Source organism: Klebsiella sp. F11 (assembly GCF_056712265.1).
Window position 1 is genome coordinate 917,043 of sequence record NZ_CM160060.1, and the last position, 16,917, is coordinate 933,959.

The window sequence follows — 16,917 nt, forward strand, 5'->3', positions numbered from 1 at the left end:
TTGAACGTGCAAAGTGTTGATGTGGCCATTGTGGGCGGTGGCATGGTGGGGCTGGCGGTGGCCTGCGGACTGCAGGGTAGCGGGCTGCGCGTCGCCGTACTTGAGCAGGCTGAGCCACAGCCGTTGGATGCCGACGCGCGACCGGCGCTGCGGGTCTCGGCGATTAACGCCGCCAGCGAGAAGCTCCTGAGCAAGCTTGACGTCTGGTCAACTATTATCGCCCGGCGCGCCAGCTGTTATCACGGTATGGAAGTGTGGGATAAAGACAGCTTTGGCCGCATCAGCTTTGATGACCAAAGCCTGGGCTTCAGCCATCTCGGGCACATTATTGAAAACGCGGTGGTGCACCACGCGCTGTGGCAAAAGGCGCAGCGCTGTTCTGACGTCACGCTGCTGGCCCCGGCGCAGCTGCAGCAGGTAGCATGGGGTGAGAACGAAGCCTTTCTCAGCCTGCAGGACGGCAGCATGCTGACCGCCCGGCTGGTGGTCGGCGCCGACGGCGCCAACTCCTGGCTGCGCAACAAGGCCGATATTCCGCTGACCTTCTGGGACTATCGCCATCACGCGCTGGTGGCCACCATCCGCACCGCGGAGCCGCATAAAGCCGTCGCGCGCCAGGCCTTCCACGGCGAGGGTATTCTCGCTTTCCTGCCGCTCAGCGATCCGCACCTGTGCTCTATCGTCTGGTCGCTATCGCCGCAGGAAGCGGAGCAGATGCAGCAGGCGGACGAGGCGACGTTTAATCAGGCGCTGAATATCGCCTTCGATAACCGCCTCGGCCTGTGCCAGCTTGAGAGCGAGCGCGAAGTTTTCCCGCTTACCGGCCGCTACGCGCGCCAGTTTGCCGCCCATCGCCTGGCGCTGGTTGGCGACGCGGCCCACACCATCCACCCGCTGGCCGGGCAGGGGGTGAACCTCGGCTTTATGGATGCCGCCGAGCTTATCGATGAGATCCGGCGCCTGCATGCCCAGGGCAAGGATATTGGCCAGCATCTGTATCTACGTCGCTATGAGCGCAGCCGCAAGCACAGCGCCGCGCTGATGCTGGCGGGGATGCAGGGCTTTCGCGAAATGTTTGCCGGCAGCCATCCGGCGAAGAAGCTGCTGCGCGATATCGGCCTCAAGCTGGCCGATACGCTGCCGGGCGTCAAGCCGCAGCTGATCCGCCAGGCGATGGGCCTGAACGACCTTCCGGCCTGGTTACGTTAAGCGCGTCACACTTCTCTCCCCGGCCCTCGCGCCGGGTTTCCCCGTCTCATTTGAAATAATCTAATCTCAGCCGTTTTTTCGCATTAGTTTTATTAATGCCTCTCTTTTTTTGTGAAAGAAATCAGGCCCGTTTATTCGCATAAAATATCATCATCACCTGCCTGTCACTTTTGTTATGTTAATTTTATGTGGCATAAATCGCTTTTTGCCAGTCAATAATTCTGTAGAGTTTTCGGCGAGATTTGGTCATAAGCTAATGTGATGTCCTGATTTACCTTATGGTTTAACGCCGGTTTCGGTGGTAAGTTCAGGCCAAAGGTAACGTTTGCGTCGGCGCCAGCGAAGGGCCCCGATGCCGGATTTCGCGGGGCGAAATCGCCGCCAAAAAAAGTAGCTGGTTCCGTTTTATTCGACGAGGAAAAGATGGCTCAACAGACTCCGTTGTATGAACAACACACGCTGTGCGGTGCGCGCATGGTGGACTTCCACGGCTGGATGATGCCGCTGCACTACGGTTCCCAGATTGATGAGCACCATGCGGTGCGCAGCGATGCCGGCATGTTCGACGTCTCGCACATGACCATCGTCGACTTCCACGGTAGCCGGATTCGCGAGTTCCTGCGCTATCTGCTGGCTAACGATGTGGCGAAGCTCACCGTCCCGGGCAAGGCGCTGTACAGCGGAATGCTGACCGCTTCGGCGGGCGTTATCGATGACCTGATTGTCTATTTCCTGGCGGAAGACTATTTCCGCCTCGTGGTTAACTCCGCGACCCGCGAAAAAGACCTCGCCTGGATTAGCCAGCAGGCTGAACCCTATGGCCTGGAGATAACCGTGCGCGACGATCTGGCGCTGATCGCCGTTCAGGGGCCGCAGGCGAAAGAGAGAGCCGCCACCCTGTTTAACGAGCAGCAGCGCCAGGCCGTTGCCGGCATGAAGCCGTTTTTTGGCGTACAGGCGGGAGATCTGTTTATCGCCACCACCGGCTATACCGGCGAGGCGGGCTATGAGATTGCGCTGCCGAAAGAGCAGGCCGCAGATTTCTGGCGCAGCCTGCTGGACGCGGGCGTGAAGCCCTGCGGCCTCGGCGCGCGCGACACGCTGCGTCTGGAAGCCGGGATGAACCTGTACGGCCAGGATATGGACGAAGGCGTCTCCCCGCTGGCGGCAAATATGGGCTGGACCATCGCCTGGGAACCTGCCGATCGCAACTTTATTGGTCGTGAAGCGCTGGAGCTGCAGCGTGAAAAAGGCACCGAACAGCTGGTTGGCCTGGTGATGACCGAGAAGGGCGTGCTGCGCGGCGGTCTGCCGGTGCGCTTTACCGACGCTGACGGTAATCAGCACGAGGGCATTATCACCAGCGGAACGTTCTCCCCGACGCTGGGCTACAGTATTGCACTGGCACGCGTACCGGCGGGCATCGGTGAAACGGCCGTCGTACAGATTCGTAACCGCGAAATGCCGGTAAAAGTGACTAAACCCGTTTTTGTGCGTAACGGCAAAGCCGTTGCGTGATTCCCCCTTTTGGAGATGAATGATGAGCAACGTACCAGCAGAACTGAAATACAGTAAAGAACACGAATGGCTGCGCAAAGAAGCCGACGGCACCTACACCGTTGGCATCACCGAGCACGCGCAGGAGCTGCTTGGCGATATGGTTTTCGTCGATCTGCCAGAAGTCGGGACGACCGTTGACGCCGGCGATGACTGCGCCGTTGCGGAGTCGGTCAAAGCGGCCTCGGATATCTATGCCCCGATTAGCGGCGAGATCGTGGCGGTGAACGAAGAGCTGAACGACTCCCCGGAGCTGGTTAACAGCGAACCGTACGCTGCCGGCTGGATCTTCAAGATCAAAGCCAGCGATGAAACTCAGGTCGCGGCGCTGCTGGACGCGACGGCCTACGCCGCGCTGTTAGAAGACGAGTAAGTACCTCCATCCTTCACGCCACAGGCGCGTCGGTCGCTGGCTTTTGTAAGCCGCGGAGCGTCGCTGCCCGCCGCGTGAATGATTTTGCGTATTAAGGCCCGGCGAGCATTCGTGATCCACCGGGCACACCAGTCAGACAATTACGATTCACTGCACGTTTCAGGAACCATCGCTCATGACTCAGACTTTAGGTCAGCTTGAAAACCGCGGCGCCTTTATTGAACGTCACATCGGTCCGGATGCTCAGCAACAGCAGGAGATGCTGAAAACCGTTGGCGCCGATTCGCTTAACGCCCTGATTGGCCAGATTGTGCCGCAGGATATTCAGCTGGCAACGCCGCCGCAGGTTGGCGACGCGACGACGGAATTCGCCGCGCTCGCGGAGCTGAAGGCGATCGCCGGGCGTAACAAGCGCTTTAAGTCTTACATCGGCATGGGTTACACCGCCGTGCAGCTGCCGCCGGTTATTCAGCGCAATATGCTGGAAAATCCGGGCTGGTATACCGCGTATACCCCCTATCAGCCGGAAGTGTCGCAGGGCCGTCTGGAATCGCTGCTCAACTTCCAGCAGGTCACGCTCGATCTGACCGGGCTGGATATCGCCTCCGCCTCGCTGCTGGATGAAGCAACCGCCGGCGCGGAAGCGATGGCGATGGCTAAGCGCGTCAGCAAGCTGAAGAACGCGAACCGCTTCTTCGTGGCCGCCGACGTGCATCCGCAAACCCTGGACGTGGTGCGCACCCGCGCGGAAACCTTCGGCTTCGATGTTATCGTCGATGATGCGGACAAAGCGCTCGATCATCAGGACGTTTTCGGCGTGCTGCTGCAGCAGGTCGGCACCACCGGCGAAGTGCACGATTACTCAGGCCTGATTGCCGAGCTGAAAGCGCGCAAGGTCGTGGTGAGCGTGGCGGCCGACTTTATGGCGCTGGTGCTGCTGATCGCTCCGGGCAAGCAGGGGGCCGATATCGTCTTCGGTTCCGCCCAGCGTTTCGGCGTGCCGATGGGCTACGGCGGCCCGCACGCGGCCTTCTTTGCGGCAAAAGATGAATTCAAACGCTCCATGCCCGGCCGTATTATCGGCGTATCGAAAGATGCCGCCGGCAACACCGCGCTGCGCATGGCGATGCAGACCCGCGAGCAGCATATCCGCCGCGAGAAAGCGAACTCCAATATTTGTACTTCCCAGGTGCTGCTGGCCAACATCGCCAGCCTGTACGCGGTCTTCCACGGCCCGGCGGGCCTGAAGCGTATCGCCGGCCGCATCCATCGCCTGACGGATATTCTCGCCGCCGGCCTGCAGAAGAAAGGGCTCAAGCTGCGCCACGCGCACTACTTTGACACCCTGTGCGTCGACGTTGCCGATAAAGCCGCGGTGCTGGCGCGCGCCGAGGCGCTGGAAATTAACCTGCGCAGCGACATTCACAACGCGGTCGGCATCACCCTTGATGAAGCGACCACCCGCGAAGACGTGCTCAACCTGTTCCGCGCGATCCTTGGCGACGCGCACGGGCTGGATATCGATGCGCTGGACAAAGACGTGGCGCTCGACAGCCGTTCGATCCCTGCCAGCATGCTGCGCGACGATGCGATCCTCACCCATCCGGTATTTAATCGCTATCACAGCGAAACCGAGATGATGCGCTATATGCACTCCCTGGAGCGGAAAGATCTGGCGCTGAATCAGGCGATGATCCCGCTGGGATCCTGCACCATGAAGCTTAACGCCGCGGCGGAAATGATCCCGATCACCTGGCCCGAGTTTGCCGAGCTGCACCCGTTCTGCCCGGCAGAGCAGGCGGAAGGCTACCATCAGATGATCGCCCAGCTCTCCGACTGGCTGGTGAAGCTGACCGGCTATGACGCCGTCTGCATGCAGCCGAACTCCGGCGCCCAGGGGGAATACGCCGGCCTGCTGGCGATTCGCCACTACCACGAAAGCCGCAATGAAGGCCATCGCGATATCTGCCTGATCCCAAGCTCGGCGCACGGCACCAACCCGGCGTCCGCGCAGATGGCAGGGATGCAGGTGGTAGTGGTGGCCTGCGATAAAAACGGCAACATCGATCTCGCCGATCTGCGCCTCAAGGCGGAGCAGGCGGGTGAGAACCTCTCCTGCATCATGGTGACCTACCCGTCAACCCACGGCGTTTACGAAGAGACCATTCGCGAAGTGTGCGAAATCGTGCATCAGTTCGGCGGCCAGGTTTACCTCGACGGCGCGAATATGAACGCGCAGGTGGGCATTACCTCTCCGGGCTTTATCGGCGCGGACGTGTCGCACCTCAATCTGCATAAAACCTTCTGCATTCCGCACGGCGGCGGCGGCCCGGGCATGGGACCGATCGGCGTGAAGGCGCACCTGGCCCCGTTCGTGCCGGGCCACAGCGTGGTGCAAATTGAAGGCATGCTGACCCGTCAGGGCGCGGTTTCTGCGGCGCCGTTCGGCAGCGCCTCCATTTTACCGATCAGCTGGATGTATATCCGCATGATGGGCGCGGAAGGGCTGAAGCAGGCCAGCCAGGTGGCGATCCTCAACGCCAACTACATTGCGACGCGCCTGAAAGAGGCTTTCCCGGTGCTCTATACCGGCCGCGACGGCCGTGTGGCGCACGAATGCATTCTGGATATCCGTCCGCTGAAGGAAGAGACCGGCATCAGCGAGCTGGACATCGCCAAGCGTCTGATCGATTTTGGTTTCCACGCGCCGACCATGTCCTTCCCGGTGGCCGGTACGCTGATGGTTGAGCCGACCGAATCGGAAAGCAAAGCCGAGCTGGACCGCTTTATCGAGGCGATGCTGGCGATCCGCGGCGAAATCGACCGCGTGCAGGCGGGCGAGTGGCCGCTGGCGGATAACCCGCTGGTTAACGCCCCGCACACCCAGGGTGAGCTGGTTGCCGAATGGGGTCATCCGTACACCCGCGAGCTGGCGGTGTTCCCGGCAGGGCTGGCGAACAAATACTGGCCGACGGTGAAGCGTCTGGATGATGTTTACGGCGACCGTAACCTGTTCTGCTCCTGCGTCCCGCTGAGCGAATACCAGTAATTCTCTGATTAGACTATCTTTTAAAGGCGCTGCGGCGCCTTTATTTTTTGGGAGAAGAAGATGGCTGTAGTATTGATTACCGGCGCCAGCCGCGGAATCGGCAGGGCGACGGCGCTGCTGCTGGCGCAGGAAGGCTATACCGTGGCGGTGAATTATCATCACAACGTGAACGCGGCGACGGAAGTGGTGAATGAGATTATTGCCCAGGGCGGCAAGGCTATCGCCCTGCGCGCGGATATCAGCGACGAAGCGCAGGTGATGGCGATGTTCGCCGGCATCGACCGCCTTGGTGAACCCCTGAGCGCGCTGGTGAATAATGCCGGCATTCTGTTTACCCAGAGCTCTGTCGAAGAGCTGAGCGCCGAGCGGATTAACCGGGTGCTGAGCACCAACGTCACCGGCTATTTTCTTTGCTGCCGGGAAGCGGTGAAGCGAATGTCCCATAAGCACGGCGGGAAAGGCGGTGCGATTGTGAACGTCTCTTCCGCCGCATCGCGGCTGGGTGCGCCGTTTGAGTATGTCGACTACGCCGCGTCGAAAGGGGCGATCGATACGCTGACCACCGGCCTGTCGCTGGAGGTGGCGGCGCAGGGCATTCGCGTTAACGGCGTGCGTCCGGGCCTGATTTATACCGAAATGCACGCCTCCGGCGGAGAGCCTGGACGAGTCGATCGCGTGAAGTCGATGCTGCCGATGCAGCGCGGCGGGCAGCCGGAAGAGGTCGCCCAGGCCATCGCCTGGCTGTTGAGCGACAAAGCCTCCTACGTCACCGGCAGCTTCCTTGAACTGGCCGGCGGGAAATAACCTCCGGTCAATGTGAAATCCCGGGCGGCAACCGCCCGGGTCTGCGAGGTTATGACGCCAGCCACAGCCGCAGGCGCATCCCCCAGCCGCTGGTCCAGCCGGTGGTGACGGATTTCACCTCGCCGCGAGAAATCACCACCAGGGTTGGCGTCACCTGCACATCCCACTGCGCTGAAAGCCGCCCGTCGGGATCGTTAACCGTCGGCAGCGCCATTTTTTTACGCGCCAGCCACCTCTCCAGCGCCGGGCCATCGCCGGAGCGCAGCGCCACCGTCATGACGTTGCCGCCATCGGCGGCCAGCGCCGCGACGGACGGCGTGGTGTAGCGGCAGATCCCGCACCACGTCGCCTAGACGTAAAGCAGCAGCGGCCGCTCCTCGCTCATGGCGCGCAGATCGACCGTCCGACCGTCAACGGTTTGCAGCGGCGTGCTGATAAAATTCTGCGGCAGCGCGGGCCGGCGCAGATAGTCCATCCCGCCGATAGCCGCTGCCGCGAGCAGCAGCAGGATAATCAGCTCGCGCAGCCAGCGGCGCAGCTTACCGGCCACGGTTTTTTGCCAGCTGCTCTTTTACCAGCCCCTCCAGATCGGCATATGAAATGGCGCCGGAGACCATTTCGTCGCCGACGATAGTCGCGGGAGTCCCCTGAATATTCAGCACCTGGGACAAAATCAGGTTCATCTTCAGTGAGTCCATCGTGCCATCATCTATCTTTACGCCATCGGTGGCGGTCTTCTGCCTGGCGGCGAGAATGCTGGCATCGTCGTGATAGCCTTTTTTCGCCATCAGCCGCTGGTGCAGCGCCAGGAATTTGTCCGGCTGCTGACGCCAGGTTGAAAGCGCCGCTTTGGCCGCGTTTACCGAGCTTTGCCCCTTAAACGGCAGCAGCTTGACGATCAGCAGGACGTCGGGATTATCGTGGACGATTTTTTCCAGCAGCGGATCGAACTGCTTGCAGTAGGGGCAGTTGTAGTCGGTAAACGACACGATGGTCAGGCGCGGCGCTTTGGCCCCAATGCGCGGGCTATTGGGATCGTTAAACAGCAGGTCCGCCAACTGGGCGTCGGAAGATGACTCTGCCTGCGGCGCCGGGGCGGCGAAGGCAAAAGCCGAAATGCACAGCAGCAGGAGGGCGGTAATCGTTCTCATCATTGTTGTCCTTTGGCGGCGGATAGCGTGGCGAGCAGCGCTTCACGGTTTAACAGCGCGGGAAGTATCTGACCCTGGGCTAAATCCGGCCCATAAATTTGGTTGAAAGGGACCGCGGCGCTGCCGCGAGCGTTTAGAAAACGGCTGATGGTGTCCGACGGCCGGCTCCAGTCGCCGCGTAGCGCCACCACGTCGGGGGCGGAGAGCGCGTCCTGCACCTCATCGCGCAGCAGCACGTTGTATTTATTCGCTTTGCAGGTCACGCACCAGTCAGCGGTAACGTCGATAAAGACCCGCTTATGGTCGGTCAGGGCGGCGGTAATGGCCTGCTCGCTGAGCGGCTGCCAGTTTACCCGGTCGCGTCTGGCGCCCTGGTCCTCCGGCGGGGAAACGAAGGCGACCGCCGCCGCGACGACCAGCGCCAGCGCGCCGGCCCGCAGAGCCGTACGCCAGCGGTAGCGCCAGGCCGTCGCAATCAGCAGTACGACCGCTAATATCACCGCCAGCGCGAGCACCGGCGTGCGGCCGATATGCACCGTCAGCAGGCTCATCAGCCACAGCGACGAGCCGAGCATCATCAGTCCGAGCGCCACCCGGACGACGTTCATCCAGCGGCCGGGGCGCGGCAGGCGCAGGGCGAGTCCGGGCCAGGCGGCAACCAGCAGCCACGGCAGGCTCATGCCTAATCCCATCATGAAGAAGATGCCCCACAGCAGAGGCAGCGGCGCCACCAGCGCCACCGAAACCGCGGTGCCGAGAAAAGGCGCGGTGCACGGAGTTGCCAGCAGCGTGGCCAGCGCGCCCTGGGAGAAGTGCCCCATCAGGCCGTTGCCGCCGCGGGTAGCGAGGAAGGTGCTGGCGCGGGAGGAGAGGCGGATCTCCAGCAGCCCCAGCAGGCTGGCGCTGAACAGCACCATCACCAGCGTCATGACGCCGATAAACCACGGGTTCTGGAACTGGATCCCCCAGCCTAAGGCCTGATTGCCGAGGCGCAGCAGCGTCATCATCAGCGCCAGGGCGAGGAAAGAGGTTACGATACCGCTAACCGAGGCGAGGAACTGTCGCCGCACCGCGCCGCGCTGGTGAACGCCGGTTTGCACCAGCGAACCGAGCTTCATCGCCAGCACCGGCAGAACGCAGGGCATGACGTTGAGGATCAGCCCGCCGGCCAGCGCCATCAGCAGCGCCCACCACCACGACGTAGCGGGAACCGGAGACGCTGCGCTGATAATGAGCGAGCTCTCCTGCGCCTGGCCGCCGTCGGCCAGCACCAGCGAGAGGCGCTTATTGCGCAGGTCCGGCGCCGCCTCGCCCCAGCCGTCGGTGACCGGCAGCGTGGCGGTGAGGGTATCGCCCTTGATGGTAAAGGTAGGTTTAGCGAAATCGACGTCTTCCATGCTGTCGATGAACAGGGAGGGCTGCTGCCAGCCGGCTTCACGAACGGCGGTCACCGTCAGTCTGCCGCTGCTGTAGCCGGCGGAGAGGTGCGTCGTCAGCCCGTCGGGCAGCGGCAGGGCGCCCATTGCGCGGGTATAATCGTAGCCAAAGTCGTTGTCCGCCGGAGCGGTCATATCCAGCGAGAAGGGATAGTCGGTCAGAATGCAGACGTTGCTGCAGGTGGAAAGCGTCAGCACGCCGCTCAGCGTCGCAGGAAACTGGCCGCGGATCGCCATCGGGAAACTGACGCTGTCGTGATAGCCCTGGGTCGAAATACCGGCAACGTCAAAACGCTGCGGCACCGGCCAGCGCCAGCTCACCGCCAGCGGCTGATGCCAGGCGATCGCCGGCGCGATCCCGCCTTCTCCCGGCGAGCGCCAGTAGGTTTTCCAGCCCTTTTCCAGAGCCACGTCCAGCAGCAGGCGGGCCGCGCCGCCGCCCTCGTTTTGCGCGCGCAGCCTGACGCTGGCGTGTTGATTATCGGCGGCGCGTAGCCAGCCGCTGTCGGCGGCCTGGCTTGCGGGCAGCCATAGCCAAAGCAGGCAGACCAGCAGTCGCCTGAATACCATAAGCATAAATTTTCTCCGTAAATGATTGATTAACCTGAGCTGTCAGGAAAAGTTCTCATTCACGGAAGACGCATAGCCGCAGGTGCACCCGTAGCCGGGGAGGGGAGATAACGCGGGGCGGCCACAGCCGCTCAATGCGCGGCGGCACCGCCGCCAGCACCGTCAGCAGGAGAGCGAAAGCGAACAGGGCCCCTTCAAACAGCACCGGCGGCGAGGCCAGCAGCGACTTTGCACTCAGCTCGCAGGGGGTGACCGGCGCGTCGGCGTTGTCCGGCCCCTGCTGGGCCGACTGCGTCACGGCGGCGGCGTCCATCATCAGCGCGTGCAGCCCCGCCATACGCTGCGCGGTGCATACCAGCACCACCAGGCAGGCAAGAACTACAAGAAGAATGGCTTTGCGCTGTTGCTTAATCATGATCGCCCCAAATATTCACGTGGCCTATCTTAGCGGCCTGAAGCATTTTGGCAATGCGAAAGCTGTAAAGAAGTGTCCGGGCGGGGGAGAACTCCTCTCCCCGAAGCGGAGAGAGGAGAAGGCGGCAGGGCGAGAGATCAGAGCTTTTCGCCGTTGCTGGCAATCACTTCTTTGTACCAGCTGAAGCTCTTTTTCCGCGAGCGGGACATATCGCCGGTACCGTCATCGTGCTTATTGACGTAGATAAAGCCGTAGCGCTTGCTGTACTGGCCGGTGGTGAAGGAGACGCAATCGATGCAGCCCCACGGGGTGTAGCCCATCAGCTCGACACCATCGTAAGTGACCGCTTTGATCATTTCTTCAACGTGGGCGCGGAGGTAGTCGATGCGATAGTCATCGTTGATGCTGCCGTCCTCTTCGACTTTGTCGTAGGCGCCAAAGCCGTTTTCCACGATAAACAGCGGCTTCTGATAGCGTTCATACAGCTCGCACAGCGCGTAGCGCAGGCCCACCGGGTCAATTTGCCAGCCCCAGTCGGAGGCCTTCACGTGCGGGTTCGGTACGCTGCCTTCAAAGCCGGAAATGGCGTCGCCGCTGCCGCCTTCGGCCTTCACCGCGTTGGTCATGTAGTAGCTGAAGCCGAGGTAGTCGCAGGTGCCTTCGCGCAGGATCTGCTCATCGCCCTTTTCCATCCTGATGCTGAAGCCGCGTCGCTGCCACTCGTTCAGGACATAGGTTGGGTAGTAGCCGCGCAGCTGCACGTCGGTGAAGACGTAGCGTTCGCGCATCGACTCCTGAGCGAACATCACGTCTTCCGGCTTGCAGGAGAACGGATAGAGGGCGACCATCGCCAGCATGCAGCCAACCTGCATCTGCGGGTTGATGCGCCGCGCCGCCTTCACCGCCAGCGCGCTGGCCACGAACTGATGGTGCAGCACCTGGTACATGGTCTCTTCCGGGTTTTCATGTTCGGTATAGACCACGCCGGAGCAGCAGTAGCCGAACAGCGGCGCGCGCCAGTTACGCTGGTTGTTGATCTCGTTAAAGGTCATCCAGTATTTCACTTTGTGCTTATAGCGCTCGAAGACCACCTCGGCAAAGCGCACGAAGAAATCGACGACTTTACGGCTGGTCCAGCCGCCGTACTGCCGCACGAGGTGCAGGGGCATTTCAAAGTGGGAGAGGGTAATAACCGGTTCGATGTTGTACTTCAGCAGCTCATCGAACATGTCGTCATAGAACTGCAGCCCCTCTTCGTTCGGCTGAGCTTCGTCGCCGAGCGGGAAGATGCGGGTCCAGGCGATGGAGGTGCGGAAACATTTGAAGCCCATCTCGGCGAACAGCTTGATGTCTTCTTTGTAGCGGCCGTGGAAATCGATGGCTTCGTGGTTGGGGTAGTATTTACCCGGCTCAACCTGGTGGGTAATCTCGCGCGGCACGCCGTGGGCGCCGCCGGTCAGCACGTCGCAAATGCTCGGACCTTTACCGCCCTTATTCCAGCCGCCTTCAACCTGGTGCGCCGCGACCGCGCCGCCCCATAAAAAATCTTTCGCTAAGGGGATTTTTTTCATTGCTGCTAATCTCGTCTGATGTTTCGTTGGTTTCGAGTCTAGCAAAGGGCATATAAATGTCACGATATAACAATTTGCCGCTCCTGGAATATGTTACATCGAAAAAACAGGGTGTTATTTTTAGGCTATTTTACGGGCTAATTTACGCCCCAGGCTTTCAAGAATATAAATCACCGGAATTTGCGTCGTAATATCGTAGACGCCGCCGATGCGCGTTTGCGGGATGTGCCAGGAGAGGTTGAAATCCGCCAGCTTCGCCAGCCGCGAATGCTCGTGGCTGGTTATCGACATCACCTTGCAGCGGTGGAGGCTGAACTGGCCGGCAAAGCGCAGGATCTCTTCGGTTTCGCCGGAAACGGAGAGGACGATCGCCAGCGCGTTGCGGGCCATATCGTTAGTCACCGGAAAATAGGGATCGTCGATATGGTTACTGAATTTCCCGACGTTGGAGAAGAACCGTGCGCCATATTTCGCCAGCGCGCCGGAGGTTCCGGCACCGACGAAAATAATACGCTCCGAGGCAAGAATAATATCCACCGCGCGCTCGAGTAAATTATCAAATTCATCGTTATTGACGCTTTTAAAAAAACTCATTATTTCGCTGGCGCCGATATTTGCCTGTAGAGGCTCATTCTGCTCGAGATATAATTTAAAGCGTATGCGAAACTCTGAGTATCCCTCACACTGCAGCTTGCGGCAGAAGCGCAGCACGGTGGTGGTGGAAACGCCGGCGGCTTCCGCCAGCTCGCGGATGGTCATATACATCACTTTGTCACGATTCTTAATGACGTAGTGGTAGACCATCATCTCAAGATTATTGAGACTGGCAATAGCGGCGTGGGAGAACATACTCACGGTAATAACTCACAATTCAGAATGACCAGGACGGAATCATATCATGCAGCCGAATGACATAACCTTTTTTCAGCGCTTTCAGGACGACATCCTTAGCGGCCGCAAAACGATCACCATCCGCAACGCCGCGGAGTCGCATTTCAGGGTCGGCGATGTGCTGCGCGTCGGGCGCTATGAAGATGACGGCTATTTCTGCACGATTAGCGTGGTCGCGACCTCCACGGTAACCCTGGCGACGCTGAGCGAACGGCACGCGCAGCAGGAAAATATGACCCTCGCGCAGCTGCGGCAGGTCATCGCGGAGATCTACCCGGATGAAGGGCAGTTTTATGTCATTGAATTCAAACTGCTTTGATAAATAGCGCACGCCTGTTAGGTGAAATTTAACTGTAATATTATGATTTTAAACTGCTTACAAATATTCATCGTTTTATTTTAGCTAACAGGTGTTCACTGGAATCATTCTCAGTTACCCTAGGTGAGCGTTGAAAGCTTTCATGTTTTCGGAGTCAAATATGGTTAGTAAACCATTAATCACCCAGGGATATTCTCTGGCAGAGGAAATTGCCAACAGCATCAGTCACGGGATCGGTCTGGTGTTTGGGATCGTCGGCCTGGTGCTGCTGCTGGTGCAGGCGGTAGACGCTAACGCCGGCGCGATGGCGATTACCAGCTACAGCCTCTACGGCGGCAGCATGATTCTGCTGTTTCTCGCCTCCACGCTCTATCACGCGGTTCCGCACCAGCGGGCGAAGCTGTGGTTGAAAAAATTCGACCACTGCGCCATTTATCTGCTGATTGCGGGCACCTATACCCCTTTTCTGCTGGTGGGGCTCAACTCGCCGCTCTCGCGCGGCCTGATGATCGTTATCTGGAGCCTGGCGCTGCTGGGGATCCTGTTTAAGCTGACCATTGCGCACCGCTTTAAAATCCTGTCGCTGGTCACCTATCTAACGATGGGCTGGCTGTCGCTCATCGTGGTTTATCAGCTGGCGATTAAGCTGGCGGTTGGCGGGGTGACGCTGCTGGCGGTCGGGGGGATCGTCTATTCGCTGGGGGTTATCTTCTACGTCTGCAAGCGGATACCCTACAACCATGCGATCTGGCACGGCTTTGTCCTCGGCGGCAGCGTTTGTCACTTCCTGGCGATCTATCTGTACGTGGGGCAGGTTTAAATCATCGGCGAGCGGGGAAAGTAGCGTCAGCGCCGCCTCAGGGCAGGGCGCTGACGCCATTATCTGCAGGCGAAAGGCTACTCTTCTTCCAGCGAGTACGGCAGCGGGGTGATGCTTAGCGTGCCGGCATCGTCGCGTACGCGGAATACGCTATCCGCCTCCATGTCATTATTCATCACCACCTGCACCAACAGCTGACCATCATCTAACTGTACGGCGGCCAGCACGGTGCCGGTGCGGCGCCAGTTCTCGCCCATCTGCAGCTCAAGGTCTTCCCCGGCCTGCGGAACGCGGCTGGCTTTCCCGCTCAGCAACCACAGCGCCCGCTTGTTGGCTCCGCGGAATTTTGCCCGAGCGACCATCTCCTGCCCGGTATAGCAGCCTTTTTTAAAGCTGATGCCGCCCAGCGCCTGCAGGTTGGTGGCCTGCGGCAGAAACTGCGCGCTATTGGCGCTATCGATGACCGGTAAACCCGCTTCAATATTCAGCGCCAGCCACTGCTGGCTGTTGTTCAGCTGGGCATCGCTGCGCAACGCTTCGGTGACGCGAGTCGCCGTTGCCGCGTCGGTCACCAGCAGGAAACGCTCCGCCGGATGCGCAAACCACAGCAGGCTGGTGGCGCCGTCGGTCACCACCTGTTTATCGGCATTCGGCAGTTCGCTGAACAGCGGAGCCAGCGCGGCGCGGGCCTGGAAACCGGCTATGCCCAGCAGGACGAGCTCATCGTCCGCGGCGATGGTCACCTTAGAGAACACCGCGTACTTTTTCAGTTCGGTTAGCTGCGCGTCGCGCAGGCTGCGGCGCTCAATCCACGCGAAGCCGCCGTCGCGGCGAAACACATGCAGGTTGCTCCACATTTTACCCTTGGCGTCACAGTGCGCGGCCAGCAGGTGGCGATCGTCAGTCAGCGCGCTGACATCAGCGGTGATCTGCCCCTGCAGATATTTCTCCGCATCCTGACCGGTGATCGTTGCCAGCGCCCAGTCATCCAGGGTCATCAGCGTTAACGGCAGCCGCGCGGAAGAGGAGGGCTGACGTGGAGGAAAAGGTGTAAAAGCCATAGTCATGTCCTGAATAGCTTAACGCAGAGTGAGTGACTAATGGTAAAAGAGCTATGGTGCAATGCAAGCGCTTTCGGCAGGCCATTTGTGCCCTAAAGGCGTAAGAGGGCGAACGAAGGAAACGGATAAAACCATAATAAATTTACGGTTTTTGTGGAATGCTGCTCGCGCTTCTCGATAATGCTGTAAAGTAAGTGCCAAAAACGGGTTAAACTAACCTATAGCCTAAATAATTCGAGTTGCAGGAAGGCGGCAAGTGAGCGAGTCCCCAGGAGCTTACTCGGGTAAGTGGCTGGGAGGAACGAACGTGGCTAACGCACATGCAACTTGAAGTATGACGGGTATATACCTTTACGCTGGAAGGATAACATGGACATTACTAATAAAGCCCGCATCCACTGGGCATGCCGCCGGGGTATGCGTGAACTCGACATCTCCATCATGCCGTTTTTCGAGTATGAGTACGATACGCTCAGCGATGAGGACAAGCTGCTGTTCATCCGGTTGCTAGAAAACGACGACCCGGATCTGTTCAACTGGCTGATGAATCACGGCGAACCCTCCGACGCGCAGCTGCAGCGGATGGTAAAATTAATCCAGACTCGGAATCGGGAACGTGGTCCTGTGGCAATCTGATTTACGCATTTCCTGGCGTTCGCAGTGGTTCTCGCTGCTGCTCCACGGCGTAGTGGCGGCTATCGTTCTGCTGATGCCCTGGCCGCTCAGCTACACCCCGTTATGGCTACTGCTGCTCTCTCTGGTGGTGTTTGACTGCGTACGCAGCCAGCGGCGGATCCACGCCTGCCAGGGAGAAATAAAGCTGTTGACCGATTCCCGGCTGCGCTGGCAAAAAGCGGAGTGGGAGATCGTCGGCATGCCGTGGGTTATTAACAGCGGGATGCTGCTGCGTCTGCGCGATACGCAAACGCGTCGCAGCCAGCACCTGTGGGTGGCGGCTGATAGCATGGATGCGAGGGAGTGGTGCGATTTGCGCCGGCTGGTGCTGCACAAACCGGCGCAGGACTAAGAGCCTGGCGCGCCAGGCTCGCCGCTAATCTCAGGCGAACTGTTCGGCCATTTCCGCAAGGATTTGCTCGCACCAGCTCTGGATACGATCGTCGCTCAGGTCATACTGGTTCGTTTCATCGAGCGCGAGGCCAACGAACAGCTGGCCATCGGCAACGATTGGCTTCTGGCTGGTGAACTCATAGCCTTCGGTCGGCCAGTAGCCGATAAACTTCACGCCCCGGGTTGCCAGCCTGTCGTGCAGCATGCCCAGCGCGTCGAGGAACCACTCGCCGTAGCCCAGCTGGTCGCCCATGCCGTACAGCGCCACTATCTTATCCTGCAGATCCAGGGTCTCGAGCTGTGGCCAGATGGCCTCCCAGTCTTCCTGAATCTCGCCGAAATCCCAGGTCGGGATGCCGAGGATCAGCACGTCGTAGCCGGTCATCAGCTCGGGGGAGTCATCTTTCAGGTTGTGCAGGGTCACTAATTCGGAGCCGATAATATCGCGGATTTTCTCCGCAGCCATTTCGGTGTAGCAGGTACTGGAACCGTAAAAAAGGCCTATGTTCATGGCGTAAACATCTCAATTCATGCTGTGACTTTGCGTCTAGTCTACCAGAAAGGTGATGATAGCCGTCATACTTCAGGCAGCCCGTCGCCGCCGTTTTTGTCCAGTCGTGCGG

16 protein-coding genes and 1 pseudogene are annotated in these 16,917 nt (G+C 59.8%); 9 read left to right on the forward strand and 8 right to left on the reverse strand.

What is annotated here, in order from left to right; all coding sequences use genetic code 11:
- Positions 1-6 precede the first annotated feature (6 nt).
- The 5 genes from ubiI to AC1M2H_RS04695 all read left to right on the forward strand — a co-directional run bounded on the left by ubiI (position 7) and on the right by AC1M2H_RS04695 (position 6,992).
- Positions 7-1,209: an FAD-dependent 2-octaprenylphenol hydroxylase gene (gene ubiI / locus AC1M2H_RS04675; RefSeq protein ID WP_480150480.1), complete on the forward strand. Its 1,203-nt coding sequence runs from the start codon at positions 7-9 to the stop codon at positions 1,207-1,209.
- 423 nt (positions 1,210-1,632) lie between these two features.
- Positions 1,633-2,727, forward strand: coding sequence for a glycine cleavage system aminomethyltransferase GcvT (gene gcvT / locus AC1M2H_RS04680; RefSeq protein WP_480150481.1), 1,095 nt, complete (start codon positions 1,633-1,635; stop codon positions 2,725-2,727).
- Positions 2,728-2,749: 22 nt separating this feature from the next.
- Positions 2,750-3,139, forward strand: coding sequence for a glycine cleavage system protein GcvH (gcvH, locus tag AC1M2H_RS04685; RefSeq protein ID WP_480150482.1), 390 nt, complete (start codon positions 2,750-2,752; stop codon positions 3,137-3,139).
- A 175-nt stretch (positions 3,140-3,314) separates the two neighbouring features.
- Positions 3,315-6,188 carry an aminomethyl-transferring glycine dehydrogenase gene (gene gcvP / locus AC1M2H_RS04690; protein ID WP_480150483.1) on the forward strand — a complete coding sequence of 958 codons (2,874 nt, stop codon included), beginning with the start codon at positions 3,315-3,317 and terminating at the stop codon, positions 6,186-6,188.
- A gap of 60 nt (positions 6,189-6,248) precedes the next feature.
- Positions 6,249-6,992, forward strand: coding sequence for an SDR family oxidoreductase (locus AC1M2H_RS04695; protein ID WP_480150484.1), 744 nt, complete (start codon positions 6,249-6,251; stop codon positions 6,990-6,992).
- A 49-nt stretch (positions 6,993-7,041) separates the two neighbouring features.
- On the opposite strand, the pseudogene AC1M2H_RS04700 reads toward AC1M2H_RS04695, so the two are convergent.
- The 6 genes and pseudogenes from AC1M2H_RS04700 to AC1M2H_RS04725 all read right to left on the reverse strand — a co-directional run bounded on the left by AC1M2H_RS04700 (position 7,042) and on the right by AC1M2H_RS04725 (position 12,984).
- A pseudogene (locus tag AC1M2H_RS04700) lies at positions 7,042-7,542 on the reverse strand (protein disulfide oxidoreductase).
- Complete coding sequence (locus AC1M2H_RS04705) at positions 7,532-8,143, reverse strand: DsbA family protein (protein ID WP_480151840.1); 612 nt, start codon at positions 8,141-8,143, stop codon at positions 7,532-7,534. The pseudogene AC1M2H_RS04700 and the gene AC1M2H_RS04705 overlap by 11 nt, the downstream one beginning before the upstream one ends.
- Entirely contained in the window at positions 8,143-10,155 is a 2,013-nt protein-coding gene (locus AC1M2H_RS04710; protein WP_480150485.1) for a protein-disulfide reductase DsbD family protein, read from the reverse strand. Before AC1M2H_RS04710 ends, AC1M2H_RS04705 begins: the two co-directional genes overlap by 1 nt.
- 49 nt (positions 10,156-10,204) lie before the next feature.
- A complete protein-coding gene (locus tag AC1M2H_RS04715) occupies positions 10,205-10,564 on the reverse strand; it encodes a copper resistance protein (protein WP_480150486.1) in 360 nt (119 codons plus the stop codon).
- A gap of 137 nt (positions 10,565-10,701) precedes the next feature.
- Positions 10,702-12,135, reverse strand: coding sequence for a 6-phospho-beta-glucosidase (locus AC1M2H_RS04720; RefSeq protein WP_480150487.1), 1,434 nt, complete (start codon positions 12,133-12,135; stop codon positions 10,702-10,704).
- A 120-nt stretch (positions 12,136-12,255) separates the two neighbouring features.
- Positions 12,256-12,984 (reverse strand): MurR/RpiR family transcriptional regulator, encoded by a 729-nt coding sequence (locus tag AC1M2H_RS04725; RefSeq protein ID WP_480151841.1) that lies wholly within the window; start codon positions 12,982-12,984, stop codon positions 12,256-12,258.
- A 49-nt stretch (positions 12,985-13,033) separates the two neighbouring features.
- Between AC1M2H_RS04725 and yqfB the strand changes: the two genes are divergently transcribed.
- Positions 13,034-13,345, forward strand: coding sequence for a N(4)-acetylcytidine aminohydrolase (yqfB, locus tag AC1M2H_RS04730; RefSeq protein WP_480150488.1), 312 nt, complete (start codon positions 13,034-13,036; stop codon positions 13,343-13,345).
- Between the two features lie 160 nt (positions 13,346-13,505).
- The gene (trhA, locus tag AC1M2H_RS04735; RefSeq protein WP_480150489.1) at positions 13,506-14,165 is read left to right on the forward strand and encodes a PAQR family membrane homeostasis protein TrhA; all 660 of its coding nucleotides are present in this window, start codon (positions 13,506-13,508) and stop codon (positions 14,163-14,165) included.
- Positions 14,166-14,242: 77 nt separating this feature from the next.
- On the opposite strand, the gene ygfZ is transcribed toward trhA, so the two are convergent.
- Positions 14,243-15,226, reverse strand: coding sequence for a tRNA-modifying protein YgfZ (gene ygfZ / locus AC1M2H_RS04740; protein ID WP_480150490.1), 984 nt, complete (start codon positions 15,224-15,226; stop codon positions 14,243-14,245).
- A 369-nt stretch (positions 15,227-15,595) separates the two neighbouring features.
- Between ygfZ and sdhE the strand changes: the two genes are divergently transcribed.
- Positions 15,596-15,862, forward strand: a complete 267-nt coding sequence (sdhE, locus tag AC1M2H_RS04745) for an FAD assembly factor SdhE (protein WP_041147145.1) — start codon at positions 15,596-15,598, stop codon at positions 15,860-15,862.
- The gene (locus tag AC1M2H_RS04750; RefSeq protein ID WP_480150491.1) at positions 15,843-16,253 is read left to right on the forward strand and encodes a protein YgfX; all 411 of its coding nucleotides are present in this window, start codon (positions 15,843-15,845) and stop codon (positions 16,251-16,253) included. The genes sdhE and AC1M2H_RS04750 overlap by 20 nt, the downstream gene beginning before the upstream one ends.
- 30 nt (positions 16,254-16,283) lie before the next feature.
- Here AC1M2H_RS04750 and fldB read toward each other — a convergent pair whose 3' ends face one another.
- A complete protein-coding gene (gene fldB, locus AC1M2H_RS04755) occupies positions 16,284-16,805 on the reverse strand; it encodes a flavodoxin FldB (protein WP_480150492.1) in 522 nt (173 codons plus the stop codon).
- Positions 16,806-16,917: the final 112 nt, after the last annotated feature.

Bases quoted from the DNA above. Each gene is read 5' to 3' on its own strand.
- gcvP (WP_480150483.1), top strand. From the start codon at position 3,315: ATGACTCAGACTTTAGGTCAGCTTGAAAACCGCGGCGCCTTTATTGAA.
- AC1M2H_RS04720 (WP_480150487.1), bottom strand. From the start codon at position 12,135: ATGAAAAAAATCCCCTTAGCGAAAGATTTTTTATGGGGCGGCGCGGTC.
- AC1M2H_RS04710 (WP_480150485.1), bottom strand. From the start codon at position 10,155: ATGCTTATGGTATTCAGGCGACTGCTGGTCTGCCTGCTTTGGCTATGG.
- yqfB (WP_480150488.1), top strand. From the start codon at position 13,034: ATGCAGCCGAATGACATAACCTTTTTTCAGCGCTTTCAGGACGACATC.
- AC1M2H_RS04715 (WP_480150486.1), bottom strand. From the start codon at position 10,564: ATGATTAAGCAACAGCGCAAAGCCATTCTTCTTGTAGTTCTTGCCTGC.
- trhA (WP_480150489.1), top strand. From the start codon at position 13,506: ATGGTTAGTAAACCATTAATCACCCAGGGATATTCTCTGGCAGAGGAA.
- AC1M2H_RS04705 (WP_480151840.1), bottom strand. From the start codon at position 8,143: ATGAGAACGATTACCGCCCTCCTGCTGCTGTGCATTTCGGCTTTTGCC.
- AC1M2H_RS04695 (WP_480150484.1), top strand. From the start codon at position 6,249: ATGGCTGTAGTATTGATTACCGGCGCCAGCCGCGGAATCGGCAGGGCG.
- gcvH (WP_480150482.1), top strand. From the start codon at position 2,750: ATGAGCAACGTACCAGCAGAACTGAAATACAGTAAAGAACACGAATGG.
- fldB (WP_480150492.1), bottom strand. From the start codon at position 16,805: ATGAACATAGGCCTTTTTTACGGTTCCAGTACCTGCTACACCGAAATG.
- sdhE (WP_041147145.1), top strand. From the start codon at position 15,596: ATGGACATTACTAATAAAGCCCGCATCCACTGGGCATGCCGCCGGGGT.
- gcvT (WP_480150481.1), top strand. From the start codon at position 1,633: ATGGCTCAACAGACTCCGTTGTATGAACAACACACGCTGTGCGGTGCG.
- ygfZ (WP_480150490.1), bottom strand. From the start codon at position 15,226: ATGGCTTTTACACCTTTTCCTCCACGTCAGCCCTCCTCTTCCGCGCGG.
- AC1M2H_RS04725 (WP_480151841.1), bottom strand. From the start codon at position 12,984: ATGTTCTCCCACGCCGCTATTGCCAGTCTCAATAATCTTGAGATGATG.